Origin of the sequence: Leucobacter chromiireducens, from assembly GCF_003917135.1 — a bacterium.
GTDB lineage: Bacteria > Actinomycetota > Actinomycetes > Actinomycetales > Microbacteriaceae > Leucobacter > Leucobacter chromiireducens_A.
The window spans coordinates 48,382-61,577 of the sequence record NZ_RPDI01000013.1; the positions used below are offsets into that span (position 1 = coordinate 48,382).

At 71.1% G+C, this 13,196-nt stretch carries 13 protein-coding genes; 2 read left to right on the forward strand and 11 right to left on the reverse strand.

What is annotated here, in order from left to right:
- Positions 1 to 18 precede the first annotated feature (18 nt).
- The 8 genes from rdgB to EGM46_RS08070 all read right to left on the reverse strand — a co-directional run bounded on the left by rdgB (position 19) and on the right by EGM46_RS08070 (position 5,970).
- Complete coding sequence (rdgB, locus tag EGM46_RS08035) at positions 19 to 624, reverse strand: RdgB/HAM1 family non-canonical purine NTP pyrophosphatase (protein ID WP_125099641.1); 606 nt, start codon at positions 622 to 624, stop codon at positions 19 to 21.
- Positions 621 to 1,382 (reverse strand): ribonuclease PH, encoded by a 762-nt coding sequence (gene rph / locus EGM46_RS08040; RefSeq protein WP_125099642.1) that lies wholly within the window; start codon positions 1,380 to 1,382, stop codon positions 621 to 623. The genes rdgB and rph overlap by 4 nt, the downstream gene beginning before the upstream one ends.
- A 74-nt stretch (positions 1,383 to 1,456) precedes the next feature.
- The gene (gene murI, locus EGM46_RS08045) at positions 1,457 to 2,296 is read right to left on the reverse strand and encodes a glutamate racemase (protein WP_125099643.1); all 840 of its coding nucleotides are present in this window, start codon (positions 2,294 to 2,296) and stop codon (positions 1,457 to 1,459) included.
- A gap of 21 nt (positions 2,297 to 2,317) precedes the next feature.
- Positions 2,318 to 2,983: a ribonuclease HII gene (locus EGM46_RS08050; protein WP_241156243.1), complete on the reverse strand. Its 666-nt coding sequence runs from the start codon at positions 2,981 to 2,983 to the stop codon at positions 2,318 to 2,320.
- Complete coding sequence (gene lepB / locus EGM46_RS08055) at positions 2,980 to 3,705, reverse strand: signal peptidase I (RefSeq protein WP_125099644.1); 726 nt, start codon at positions 3,703 to 3,705, stop codon at positions 2,980 to 2,982. The genes EGM46_RS08050 and lepB overlap by 4 nt, the downstream gene beginning before the upstream one ends.
- 164 nt (positions 3,706 to 3,869) lie before the next feature.
- Positions 3,870 to 4,217 (reverse strand): 50S ribosomal protein L19, encoded by a 348-nt coding sequence (gene rplS, locus EGM46_RS08060; protein WP_125099645.1) that lies wholly within the window; start codon positions 4,215 to 4,217, stop codon positions 3,870 to 3,872.
- Between the two features lie 147 nt (positions 4,218 to 4,364).
- The gene (locus EGM46_RS08065) at positions 4,365 to 4,916 is read right to left on the reverse strand and encodes a dihydrofolate reductase family protein (RefSeq protein WP_125099646.1); all 552 of its coding nucleotides are present in this window, start codon (positions 4,914 to 4,916) and stop codon (positions 4,365 to 4,367) included.
- Between the two features lie 73 nt (positions 4,917 to 4,989).
- Positions 4,990 to 5,970: a helix-turn-helix transcriptional regulator gene (locus tag EGM46_RS08070; protein WP_125099647.1), complete on the reverse strand. Its 981-nt coding sequence runs from the start codon at positions 5,968 to 5,970 to the stop codon at positions 4,990 to 4,992.
- A 101-nt stretch (positions 5,971 to 6,071) separates the two neighbouring features.
- On the opposite strand from EGM46_RS08070, the gene EGM46_RS08075 reads away from it, so the two are divergent.
- Positions 6,072 to 8,186, forward strand: coding sequence for a RecQ family ATP-dependent DNA helicase (locus EGM46_RS08075; protein ID WP_125099648.1), 2,115 nt, complete (start codon positions 6,072 to 6,074; stop codon positions 8,184 to 8,186).
- Between the two features lie 142 nt (positions 8,187 to 8,328).
- Here EGM46_RS08075 and EGM46_RS08080 read toward each other — a convergent pair whose 3' ends face one another.
- The 3 genes from EGM46_RS08080 to EGM46_RS08090 are packed head-to-tail and all read right to left on the reverse strand — an operon-like array spanning position 8,329 to position 10,494.
- Entirely contained in the window at positions 8,329 to 9,327 is a 999-nt protein-coding gene (locus EGM46_RS08080) for an Fpg/Nei family DNA glycosylase (RefSeq protein WP_125099649.1), read from the reverse strand.
- Positions 9,328 to 9,329: 2 nt separating this feature from the next.
- A complete protein-coding gene (locus tag EGM46_RS08085) occupies positions 9,330 to 9,824 on the reverse strand; it encodes a ribose-5-phosphate isomerase (protein ID WP_125099650.1) in 495 nt (164 codons plus the stop codon).
- Between the two features lie 49 nt (positions 9,825 to 9,873).
- The gene (locus EGM46_RS08090) at positions 9,874 to 10,494 is read right to left on the reverse strand and encodes a DsbA family protein (protein ID WP_206427537.1); all 621 of its coding nucleotides are present in this window, start codon (positions 10,492 to 10,494) and stop codon (positions 9,874 to 9,876) included.
- Positions 10,495 to 10,567: 73 nt separating this feature from the next.
- Between EGM46_RS08090 and pepN the strand changes: the two genes are divergently transcribed.
- Positions 10,568 to 13,189, forward strand: a complete 2,622-nt coding sequence (pepN, locus tag EGM46_RS08095; protein ID WP_125099651.1) for an aminopeptidase N — start codon at positions 10,568 to 10,570, stop codon at positions 13,187 to 13,189.
- The last annotated feature ends 7 nt before the right edge of the window (positions 13,190 to 13,196 follow it).

Sequence of the window (13,196 nt, forward strand, 5' to 3'; positions counted from 1 at the left end):
AGCCAGCGTCTCTGGCGCCTACAGGCGCGTGCGGATCTCCTCGGCGAGCGCGGTGAACGCGCGCGTTCGGTGGGACTGCTGATCCTTCTCCGCCGCGGTCATCTCGGCCGCGGAGCGGCAACTCCCCTCTGGCTGGAAGATGGGATCGTAGCCGAAGCCGCCGTCGCCGGCTGGGGTGCGGAGCACGGTGCCCTGCCAGACCCCGAGCTCGCACACCTCGGAAGCCTCCGCGCCGTCCGCGCCTGGCACCACGAGCGCCGCGGCGCAGACGAAGCCGGCCGCCCGGTGTTCGTCGGCCATGTCGCTGAGCTGCCAGAGCAGCAGCTCAACGTTCGCTGTGTCGCTGCGCGCAGGGCCGCCCCAGCGCGCGGAGAAGATGCCTGGGCACCCGCCCAGCACGTCAACGGCGATGCCGGAGTCGTCGGCGATCGCCGGCAGGCCGGTGTGCTCCGCGGCGGCGCGCGCCTTCAGGAGCGCGTTCTCCTCGAAGCTCGTGCCGGTCTCCACGGGCTCCGGCCCGTCGTAGCCGATGAGCTCGATGCCCGGGATCAGCGGGCCGAGGATGCGCTGCAGCTCGGTGAGCTTGTGCGCGTTGTGCGAGGCGAGGACCAGCTGCCGGCTCATGCCGCGCCGTCCTCGGCGAGCGCGGCGCGCTGCAGTTCGGCGAGCTCGCCGGTGCTCACGACCGCGAGATCCAGCAGGGCGTCGAGCTCCGCGCGCGTGAACGGCACGCCCTCGGCGGTGCCCTGCACCTCGACGAAGTCGCCGGATCCGGTGACGACGACGTTCATGTCGGTCTCGGCCCGGGAGTCCTCGACGTACGCGAGGTCGCTCATCGCGGTCTCGCCGACGATGCCGACCGACACCGCGGCAACGCTGTCGGTGAGCGGCTTCGCGTTGCGCGGGAGGTGCCCCTTCGCGCGCGCCCACTCGATCGCGTCGGCGAGCGCGACGTACGCGCCGGTGATCGAAGCCGTGCGCGTGCCGCCGTCGGCCTGCAGCACGTCGCAGTCGATCACGATCGTGTTCTCGCCGAGCGCCTTCGTGTCGATGATGGCGCGCAGACTGCGCCCGATGAGGCGCGAGATCTCGTGCGTGCGGCCGCCGATCTTGCCCTTCACCGATTCGCGCTGCATGCGCTCGTTCGTTGAGCGGGGCAGCATCGAGTACTCGGCGGTCACCCACCCGGTGCCCTTGCCGGCGAGCCAGCGCGGAACGCCGGGGGTGAAGGAGGCCGTGCAGAGCACCTTCGTGTTGCCGAAGGAGATGAGGGCGCTGCCCTCGGCCTGCGCGCTCCAGCCGCGCTCAATCGTGACGGGGCGCATCTCGGCCGGGGTGCGGCCGTCCGCTCGGGTGGCTCCAGCTCCTGCAAGCTCGGTCATGTGCGGGTCCTCTCTCGGGAAATCCTGGGAAACGTCGGGGGCGTGGCATGGCGGGACGTGGCGGGGCGTGGCGGCTAGCTGGGCAGCTGGATCGCGCCGGTCTGCACGCGCTCCACCCGCTCGATGCTGTTGCCGAGCATGCGGCGCGCGAGCGCGACGAACGCCTCGGTGTCCGGGCCGGTCGACTCGTAGCGCACGGTCGGCTCGCCGGCGGTCGGCGGCCGGAGCATGTCGCGCTGCGTCAGCGTGTGGAACACCTCGCTCGCGGTCTCCAGGTCGCTCGACACGAGCGCGACGTCCGGGCCGACCACCTGGCGCAGCGCGCCGCGCAGGAAGGGGTAGTGCGTGCAGCCGAGCACCAGCGTGTCGATGCCCTCAGCGATGAGCGGCGCGAGGTACTGCTGCGCGACCGCGTGCACGCGGGGGCCGCTCGTCTCCCCCGACTCGGCGAACTCCACGAAGCGCGGCGCCGCCGCCGAGGTGAGCGAAATCTCTGGGCGCATCGCGAACAGGTCGTCGTACGCGCGCGACTGGATGGTGCCCTGCGTGCCGATCAGGCCGACGCGGCCGTTTCGGGTGATCGCTGCCGCGCTGCGCACGGTCGGTGCGATCACCTCGATGACGGGCACGTCGTAGCGCTCGCGCGCGTCGCGCAGCACGGCGGCCGATGCGGTATTGCAGGCGATCACGAGCATCTTGACGCCCTGCATCACGAGATCGTCGAGGATCTCGAGCGCGAAGCGGCGCACCTCGGCGATCGGGCGCGGACCGTACGGCGTGCGCGCCGTGTCGCCGACGTAGATCATCGACTCGCCAGGCAGCTGATCCCGGATCGCGCGCGCCACGGTGAGCCCGCCGACGCCCGAGTCGAACACCCCGATGGGAGCTTCAGGGCTGATCGTGCGCACGCTCATTCCTCCAGCTTAGCGGAGCGCTCACGGCAGCGATTTGATCCAGGTGGCGCGGTGCATCTCGGTGAGGCCGGCCGCGGCGAGCCCCGCGTAGTGCGCCTTCGAACCGTACCCCTTGTTCGAGTCCCAGCCGTACTCGGGGTGCTCCTCGTGCGCCGCGCGCATGACGTCGTCGCGGTCGACCTTCGCGCGCACCGACGCGGCGGCGACACTCGCGCACGCGCGATCCGCCCCCACCCGGGTGTGCACGGTGAGCGGGTGCTTCAGGACCGGGCTGAGCCAGTCGTGCGAGCCATCGAGCAGGATCACCGCGTCGTTCACCGGGACCCCCGCCTCGTGCAGCGTGAGGAGCGCACGGCGCGCGGCCGCGCCGAGCATCGCCGTGATCCCGAGCGAGTCGATCTCCTCGGCGCTCGCGAAACCGACGGCCCCGGCCCCCCACTCGCGCACGAGCGGCGCGATCGCGGTGCGACGCTTCTCGCTGAGCAGCTTCGAGTCGCGCAGGCCGGCGGGGAACTCGCGCGTGCCGGCGAGCACCACGTGCGCGCCGACCGCGACGGGGCCAGCGATCGCGCCGCGCCCGACCTCGTCGAGGCCGATCACGAGCGGGGCGCCGGCCGCGAAGTACGCCGCCTCGACGTCGAGGGTCGGGTCCTTCGACGGCGGGGCCGCGGCGGCCGGCTCGCTCACTCGCCGCTCGCCTGGCTCGCCTGCTCGACCCCGGTGAAGGTGCCCTCGGGCACGCCGAGCCACGTGAAGCGGTCGAGCGGCCAGTTCAGCACGAACGCGCGGCCGACGATCTCGGACTCCGGCACGAAACCCTTGCCCGGCTGATCCTGGTTGTAGCGCGAGTCCTTGCTCTGGTAGCGGTTGTCGCCCATCACCCACACGGAGTTCTCCGGCACCGTGACGTCGAAGTCGATCTTCGAGGCCCTGGTCTCCCCCGGCGGGATCACGATGTACGACTCGTCGAGCGGCACCCCGTTGACCATGACGCGCCCCTCGGCGTCGCAGCACTGCACGCGGTCGCCGCCGACGCCGATCACGCGCTTCACGACGTACTCGTTGCTCGTGTCTGCGGCGAGGCCGAGCGTCTGCAGCACCTTCTCGAAGCCGCTCGGCGGGTTCTCCGAGCGCGGGTACAGCCACCCGCCCGGATCCTTGAACACCACGACGTCGCCGCGCTGCACGTCCATGACGTTCGGCACCAGCTGGTTCACGAGGATCCGGTCGTTCACCTCGAGCGTGTGCTCCATCGACTGCGAGGGGATGTAGAAGCTCCGCACGAGGAACGTCTTCAGCAGGAACGACACGAGGAACGCGACGATGAGGATCACGAGCAGATCGCGCACGAAGCCGACAAACCCGCCCCGTCGCGTGCGGCCGCCCGCGCTGTGCTCAGCCTCGCTCATGTGCGCTCCTTGCTGTGTGGCCGCGCGACGTGCGCGGCGGGGTCCCGCAGCCTCAGCGGGGAAAACTCTCGGGTGAGACACTTCAGGCTCCCATACCCTGGCGGGAGGGAGCCTGAAAGCGTCACTGGCGTGTCGGCGGACACGCCGCTGGATCAGTGCGCAGCTTACGCGTCGCGCTTCTCCTTGATCTTGGCCTTCTTGCCGGTGAGGCCGCGCAGGTAGTAGAGCTTCGCGCGACGCACGTCACCGCGGGTGACGACCTCGATCTTGTCGATCGCCGGCGAGTGCACGGGGAACTTACGCTCAACGCCCACCTGGAAGCTGATCTTGCGAACCGTGAAGGTCTCGCGAACACCCTCGCCGTGACGCGAGATCACAACGCCCTGGAACACCTGAACACGCGAGCGGTTACCCTCGACGATGTTGACGTGAACCTTGACGGTGTCACCGGCACGGAAAGCGGGAATGTCGCTCTTGAGCGACGCGGCATCGACGTGGTCGAGCTTCTGCATGATGTTCTCTCTCTGCGCCCGCCGCAAGTCGGAACGCGGATATTCAAAGTATGAAGAGGTGTTGGCTCACGGTGTGTGCGGACCCTCGCGGCAGTGCCGCACCGTGGCACAAGGATCAATTATGCCACATCCCCGCGCGGAGGGGCGTCACCGGGCGGCGGCGCGGCGCACCGCATAGCGCGCGGTCGCGAACGCGCCGTTCGTGCCCTGCTCGAGGAGTTCGAGGTCGAGCCGGCGCGGGAGCAGTGGGCGCCCGGCGCCGAGCGTGACCGGCGCGATCGAGATGTGAATCTCGTCGAGGAGCCCGGCGTCAGCGAACTGGCCGGCGAGGTCGCCGCCGCCCACCACCCACAGGTCCCCGCCGTCCGCGGCCGCCAGCATCGCCGCGTGCACGTCACCGACCGGGCCGCGCGCGAAGCGCACGTCAGCTGGCGCACCGCTCGCCGTGCGCTCGGGCTGGCCGAGCGCCCGAGTCGTGAGCACCCAGGCCGGCATGTCGTAGCTCCACTCGCCATGCGCGAGCACCCACTCGTAGGTCGTCGAGCCCATCGCGATCGCGCCGATGTCCGCGATGAACGCGGTGTAGTCGTTGCCGCCGCCCGGCGTGAGCTCCTGGGAGAGCAGCCAGTCGAGCGAGTCGTCGGCGTCGGCGATGAAGCCGTCTAGGGAGGAGGCGACGTAGTAGATCACGCGGGACATGGTGCGGTCCTTTCGGGAGGGGTATCGGGTGTCTGCGGGCTTGGGGCTTGGGGAATCAGTGGGGTTGGGCGGTTCACCCGGCTTCCCCGCGCCTGGCACGGAGCCAGAGGATCGGGTCGCCGGCATCGCGCGCGAGTCCGTGCTCGGCGAGCATGCCGCGCGCCAGTTCCCTGCGGTGCGCCGCGTAGTGGAGCACGTGCGCGATGACGCCGCCGAGCTGGAAGCTCTCCGGCGGGACGCAGAGCGCGTCGATCACCCGGTCGTGCCAGCTCCCGCTCCGGGTGATGTCGCGGACGCGGGCGATCCAGGCCGCCGACGCCACCGCGTGCCGCTCGGCGAGCTCCGCCAGCAGCGTGGGTGAGCCGAGATCCGGCTGTGCCGGTGCCGTGTGTCCGGCGAGCACCGCGAGCCACACCTCCTTGGCGGTCACGAGGCCGGCGAGCACCGCCGCGATGCTCGGCTCGTCGCCAGACCAGTCGAGCACGCGCTGCCCGGGGCGCTGCGCCTGGGTGATCGCTGCCGCGGGCAGCGTTGCCGCGAACGCGATCAGCTCGGCCGTGTCGTCCGCGTCGTGGAGGAGCTGCTGGTCGAGGATCGGGAGTTCCGGCGCGGCGGGCGCGGGGCTGCGTGACCCGAGACTAGACAGTCCGGAACTGCGCTGCTCGGGGCTGCGCGACTCCTCGATCCAGAGCGACATCGGCGGGTGGAAGTGGATGCCGTTCGCGCTCGGCAGCCAGTGCCCAGCGGGGCGCGTGCTCGGTGGGTGCCCGAACGCACGCGCGTATGCCCTGCTGAATCCCGCCGCGGAGTCGTAGCCGGCCGCGAGCGCCGCGTCGATCACGCTCGCCCCGCCACGCAGCTGCCACGCCGCGCGTTCGAGGAGCACGCGTCGCCGCAGCGCCGCTGGCGACTCGCCAGCCCCGGCCGTCACCGTGCGCGCGAAGTGGAATCGGGAGGCGTGCGCCGCACCGGCCATGTCGTCGAGGGTGCGGTTGGGCTCGTCGAGCACCGCGTCGAGCAGCTCTCGCAGGCGATCGGGCTCAGCTTCGGTCATGTATCGAGTCTGCCCTGATCGGCGCATCACCGCATGACCGATCTTGCGCTTCTGACCGGGCCGCGGACGCGGCTGTCAGTGGCACCTGAGAGGATCGACGCATGGCGAATCTCGAGCACTCCACACACGAACAGGCGCTCGCGGTCCTGCGGCAGCTGACGGGCAACGCGGCGGCCGAGTTCCACCCCGGCCAGTTCGAGGCCATCAGTGCGCTCGTTGACGAGGGGCGGCGCGCGCTCGTCGTGCAGCGCACCGGCTGGGGCAAGTCGGCGGTGTACTTCGTCGCGACGGCGCTGCTGCGCGCGCGGGGCGCCGGCCCGACGTTGCTCGTCTCGCCCTTGCTCGCGCTCATGCGGGATCAGGTGGCCGCGGCCGAGCGCGCCGGCGTGCGCGCCGCGGCGATCAACTCGGCCACCGCCGAGGAGTGGGAAGAGATCGAGGGCCGCCTCGCCCGCGATGAGGTGGACGTGCTCCTCGTCTCCCCCGAGCGGCTCAACAACCCGCGGTTCCGCGACACGCAGCTGCCGGCCATTCTCGCCAGCATGGGGCTCATGGTGATCGACGAGGCGCACTGCATCTCCGACTGGGGTCACGACTTCCGGCCGGACTACCGTCGGATCGCTGCGCTGCTCGCCGGGCTTGAGCGCCACGTCCCGGTGCTCGCCACCACGGCGACCGCGAACGGGCGGGTCGTCGCCGACGTCGCCGAGCAGCTCGGCAGCGACGTCCTCACACTGCGCGGCACGCTCGCCCGAGACTCGCTGCGGCTCGGCAGCCTCCGCCTGCCGTCCGCGGAGGCGCGGCTGGCCTGGCTGGTGGAGCACCTCGGCGGCTTCACGGGCAGCGGCATCGTGTACGCCCTCACCGTCTCCGCCGCGGAGGACACCGCGCTCCTGCTGCGCGACGCCGGGTACGAGGTCGCCGCGTACACCGGCCGCACCGATCCGGAGGAGCGCGCGCGGCTCGAAACCGCGCTGCAGCGCAACGAGGTGAAGGCGCTCATCGCGACGAGCGCGCTCGGGATGGGCTTCGACAAGCCGGATCTCGGCTTCGTGCTCCACCTGGGGGCGCCGTCCTCCCCCGTCGCGTACTACCAGCAGGTTGGCCGCGCCGGCCGCGGCACGGCGCACGCCGACGTGCTGCTCCTCCCCGGCGCCGAGGACCCCGCGATCTGGCGGTACTTCGCGACCGCGTCGATGCCCGACCCGGAGCGGGCGCGCGCCGTCATCGAGGCGCTCGGCTCACCCGACTCGGCTCCGCTCTCGACGCCGGCGCTCGAAGCGCAGGTGGATCTGCGGCGCACCCAGCTCGAACTCCTGCTGAAAGTGCTCGACGTCGACGGCGCGGTGAGCCGGGTGCAGGGCGGCTGGGTGTCGACGGGTGCGGCGTGGACGTACGACGCCGAGCGCTACCGGCGGATCGCGGCGGCGCGCGAGGCCGAGCAGGCGGCGATGCTGCGGTATGAGCGGGGTGAGGCGTGCCGCATGGCTGAACTGCAGCGGGAGCTCGACGATCCCACCGCTGCGAACTGCGGCCGCTGCGACGTGTGCGCAGGCCCCTGGTACCCGAGCGTGGTCACCGGCGCCGCCGCGGAACGCGCGACGACGCGCCTGCAGCAAGCCGGGGTACCCATTGAGGTGCGCGGGCAGTGGCCGACGGGGGCCGACCGGCGCGGGGTCCCCGTGCGGGGGCGCATCGCGCAGGAGGAGCGCGCGGAGACCGGACGCGTGGTCGCTCGCCTGACCGACCTCGGTTGGGGCGGCCCGCTCCGCGAGCTGCTCGCCACCGGCGCGCCAGACCGGGCGCTCCCCGAACCGCTCCTCGGCGCCGTGCTCACGACGCTTCGCGACTGGCCGTGGGCCGAACGTCCCGTTGGCGTCGTCGCGATGCCCTCGCTGACACGCCCGACGCTGATCGGCAGCACGGCCGCCGCGATCGCCGAGCGCGGCAAGCTGCCGTTCCTCGGCACGCTCGACTTCGCGGACGAGCGGCCGGCGGCGGGCAGCGGCGGCAACAGCGCGTTCCGCCTGGCGTCCGTGTGGGGCCGGTGGGTGGTCGGCCCGGAGCTCGCCGCGGTCGTCGCGGAGGCTCCTGGGCCGCTCCTCCTCGTCGACGACCTCGTGGACAGTCGCTGGTCGTTCACGGTCGCCGCGCGCGAGCTGCGCCTGGCCGGTGCCCCCGCGGTGCTGCCGTTCGCGCTGGCCTCGGTGGGCTAGCTGCGCCGGGGCGGCCCGGGCTGCTCCGGAAATGCCTCGAGTTTGAGCCGCTACCCCGGCAGCATTCCGGAGCACACCCTCCGCAAGTTGCCCAGCTGCGCACACAGCCGCGCAGCACCGGGCCACCCAGCACCCGCCCCCGCTAGTGCTGGCAGCCCGGGCACCAGTACAGCTTGCGCGCCCCGAACTCCTCGAGCACGATGTTCGCGCCGCAGCGCTTGCACGGCGTGCCCTCCAGCTTGTACACCCAGTGCCGCTCGTCCCGCTCAACGAGTGCCTTCTGGTACGCCTCACCCTCGAGCCCGTCGATCGTGATCATCTGCCCAACCGTGATCCCCACCTCGAGCAGCTCGGCCCAGTCGTCCCAGAGGGCCTCCAGCACGGCGCGGTCGAGCGAGTTCGCCGGGGTGTGCGGATTCAGTTCGGCGCGGAAGAGCATCTCGGCGCGGTACACGTTGCCGATCCCGGCCACCACCGCCTGATCCATCAGCACGAGCCCGATCGGTGTCTTCTTCTTGCCTGCGCGCTCGACGAACCGCGCGCGCTCGGCCGGGGTGTTCGCGTTCGCGGGGTCCGGCCCGAGGCGCTGCACCACGGCGTCCACCTCGGCCGGCGTGAGCACCTCGCACGCGGTCGGCCCGCGCAGATCCGCGCACACCGTGTCCGTCAGCAGGCGAACGCGCACCTGGCCAACGGGCTCCGGCGGGAACGTCCCGCTCACCGCGGACTCCTTATCGGTCTCGGCCATCCGCACACGCGTGCGCCGCGGCGCACCGATCGACGTCACCGAGTCCTCGGCGTCGCGATCGACCGCGCGCCCCGGCCCCGCGTTCTCGCCGTTCTGCCCGAGCCGGGAGTGGCCTGGCGTCTGCCCGTGGATCTGGATCGACGAGTCGACGCGCACCTCCCCAGAGAAGTCCCACGCCCCGTAGATGCCGAGGTGCACGCGCAGCCACTGATCCCCGGCGAACTCGAGAAACATCTGCTTCCCGACCGCGCGCGCGTCGAGCATCTCGCGCCCGTCGAGCAGTGCGGCGCCCTGCGCGAAGCGCCCCTGCGGGCTCGACACGGCGGGGCGGGACCCCACGAAGTTCACGCCAAACTGCCGCGCGATGCGGTGGACGGAATGCCCCTCAGGCATGCTTAGCCCAGCTGGTCGACGTGCTTGCCGGCGATGTCGCCCGTCTGCTCGTACTCGCCGAGCTGTGCGATGCGGCGCACGTGGCGCTCGTCGCCGGGGAACGGCGTGGTGATGAAGCGTTCAATGAAGCGGATCGCGTCCTCGACGGGGTGCTGGCGCGCCCCGATGGAGATGACGTTCGCGTTGTTGTGCTCGCGGGCAAGCTCGGCCGTCGAGTCGTTCCAGACGAGCGCCGCGCGGATCCCAGCGACCTTGTTCGCGGCGATCTGCTCGCCGTTGCCCGAGCCGCCGAACACCACGCCGAGCGCCTCGACGCCAGCGCGCTGATCCTTCGCCACTCCGATCGCCGCGTTGATGCAGAACGACGGGTAGTCGTCGAGCGCGTCGTACTCGGCCGGCCCGTGGTCGATGACCTCGTGCCCCAGCCCCTGCAGGTGCTGCTGCAGCTGCTGGCTGAACTCGAGGCCGGCGTGGTCGGTGGCTACATGGATGCGCATGCCATCAATCCTAGCGACGCAGCGGGCCGGTCGAGAACTCGCGCTGGCGCTAGAACTGCGGGCCGGCGCTCCGACCGCGCTTCAGTTCGTAGAAGCCGGGGACGCTCGCCGCGGCGACGATGCCGTCCCACAGCCGGAGGGCCGTCTCCCCCGTCGGCGCCGGCGTCACGACCGGCCCGAAGAAGGCGTTGCCGTTCACCGAGATGATGGGCACCCCGACATCGGGCCCGGCGAGCTCCAACGCGTGATCCGTGTTCGCGCGCAGCTGCGCGTCGGCTACCTCGGTGTCTGCAGCTGCGGCGAGCGCGGGATCGAGGCCGAGCTCGGCGAGCGACTCGGCGATGATCGCGTCGACGTCGGTCCGTCCGCCCGGGTGGATGCGCGTGCCGAGCGCGGTGTAGAGCGGCCCGACGACGGTCTGCCCGCTCGCCACGCGCGCGGCTTCCACGACGCGCCCCATGCGATGTCCCGCGATGTGGTGCGGCGTGTGGTCGTTCGGCTCGTTGCCCTCGTTGAGGATGGCGAGGCTGATGGGGTGCCAGGTGATCGCGAAACCGCGGCGCTCGGCAACCTCGCTCGCCCAGCGGCTGGTCATCCAGCACCACGGGCAGATCGGGTCAAACCAGAACTCGACCTCGGGTTTCTCGGGAATTGGTTGCAGCGCGTTCATGTCGCCAGCCTACCCGCGGGCGGCGGGCATAAGGTGGAGATCGTCACATTCGTTTACTCGTCAGGAGCAGTACGTGCCAGGAACGAACCTCACCCGCGTCGAGGCCCAGGAGCGGGCCGCAGTCGTCGCGACGCAGCGCTATGAGGTGGCGCTGGATCTCACCACCGGCCCGGAGACCTTTGCCGCGGCCACCACGATCCATTTCACCGCAACCCCCGGGGCCGACACCTTCGTCGACCTCATCGCCGACTCGGTCGAGCGCGTCGCGCTGAACGGGGTCGATTTGGATCCCACAGCCCTGTTCGCGGATTCCCGCGTCCAGCTGCCCGGCCTCGCCGCCGAGAACACCGTCGTGATCGAGTCGACGCAGCGCTACACCAACACGGGTGAGGGACTGCACCGCTTCGTGGATCCCGCGGACGGCGAGGTGTATCTCTACTCGCAGTTCGAGGTGCCCGACTCGCGCCGCATGTTCGCCGTGTTCGAGCAGCCGGATCTGAAGGCAACGTTCGCGTTCACGATCACGGCGCCCGCGCGCTGGAAGGTCGTCTCGAACCAGCCGACCCCCGCCCCGGTCGCCGCAGGCACGAAGGCCGCGGCGCAGGGCGCCGACTGGGCGGAGCAGGAGATCGCCACCTGGGCGTTCGAGCCGACCCCGGTCATGTCGAGCTACATCACCGCGCTGATCGCTGGCCCGTACGCCGAGGTGCGCTCGGAGCTCACGAACCGCGACGGGCGCACGATCCCGCTCGGCGTGTTCTGCCGCGAGTCGCTCTCGGAGTACCTCGACGCCGACTACATCTTCGAGAAGACCCGCGAGGGCTTCGAGTTCTTCGAGGCGCAGTTCGACTTCCCGTACCCGTTTGAGAAGTACGATCAGCTCTTCGTGCCCGAGTACAACATGGGCGCGATGGAGAACATTGGCGCGGTGACGTTCACCGAGGCGTACGTGTTCCGCAGCCAGGTGACCGATGCGATGCGCGAGCGCCGCGTGGTGACGATCCTGCACGAGCTCGCGCACATGTGGTTCGGCGACCTCGTGACCATGCGGTGGTGGAACGATCTGTGGCTGAACGAGTCGTTCGCCGAGTACATGTCGACGCTCGGTGTCGCGGAGGCGACCGAGTGGAGCGAGTGCTGGACGACGTTCGTCGCGTCGGAGAAGTCGTGGGCGTACCGGCAGGATCAGCTGCCGTCGACGCACCCGATCGTCGCCGAGATCCGGGACCTCGAGGACGTGCTCGTCAACTTCGACGGCATCACCTATGCCAAGGGCGCGTCGGTGCTCAAGCAGCTCGTCGCCTGGGTGGGCCGTGAGCCCTTCATGCAGGGCGTGCACGAGTACTTCGTGAAGCACCAGTACTCGAACACTGAGCTGCCCGATCTCATGCGCGAGCTGGAGGCGAAGTCGGGCCGCGATCTCTCGGACTGGACGGCGAAGTGGCTCGAGACCGCCGGCGTGAACACGCTGCGCCCGGTGTTTGAGCTCGCGGCCGACGGCAGCTACGCGAGCTTCGCGATCGAGCAGACCGCGATCCCCGAGTACCCGACGATCCGCCCGCACCGCATCGCGGTTGGCCTGTACGGCACGGTCGCCGATGGCACCGACGCTGACGGTGCCGTTCGGCGGATCCAGCGCATCGAGCTCGACATCGACGGCCAGCGCACCGAGGTGCCCGAGCTCGTCGGTGTCGCGCAGCCCGAGCTGCTGCTGCTCAACGACGACGATCTCACGTACGCGAAGATCCGCCTCGACGAGCGTTCGCTCGAGACGGCCGCCGCGAAGCTCGGCAGCGTCGAGGACTCCCTCACCCGCGCCCTCCTGTGGGGCACGCTCTGGGATGCGACGCGCGACGCCGAGTTCCCGGCCTCCCGCTTCGTGGACATCGTGCTCGCGCACGTCGGTGCGGAGTCGGCGTCGACGACGCTGCGCACCCTGCTCGGGCAGCTGCTGCTCTCGGCGTCGAGCTACGTTGCGCCCGAGCGCCGCGCGGCAACGCTCGAGAAAGTCGCCGACGCGCTGTGGCGCCTCGCGGTCGACGCGGAGCCGGGCAGTGACCGCCAGTTCCAGTTCGTGAAGTCGTTCGGGCAGCTCGCCGAGAGCGAGGAGCAGCTCGACACGGTGCAGGGGCTCTTCGACGGCTCGCTGCCGCTCGACGGACTCGACATCGACACCGATCTCGGCTGGGAGCTGCTCATCGCGCTCGCGGCTGGCGGGCGGGGCACCCGCGAGCAGATCGAGGCGCGGCTCGCTGAGGATCGCACCGCGAGCGGCAACCAGTCGGCGGCGCACGCGCGTGCAGCGCTCCCCACCGCCGCGGACAAGGACGCCGCGTGGGCGTCGGTGTTCGACGACGCGAATCAGCCGAACGCCATCGTGCGTGCCACGGGTCTCGGCTTCACGCGCGCGCACGACGTGACGCTGCTCGAGCCGTACATTGCGCGCTTCTTCGCGGCGCTCACGCCCGTGTGGGAGTCGCGCAGCTACGCGATCGCCGAGGAGCTCATCGAGGGCTTCTACCCGGCACCGCTCGCGCACGCGGCGCTCGCACAGGCGACGCGCGACTGGCTCGCGGCGAACGCCGAGGCACCGGCCGCGCTGCGCCGCATGATCTCCGAGCACCTCGCCGGAGTCGAGCGCGCACTCCGCGCGCAGCAGGCAGATCAGGCGGCGCCCGCGGCGCCGACGGCATAGGGGGAAC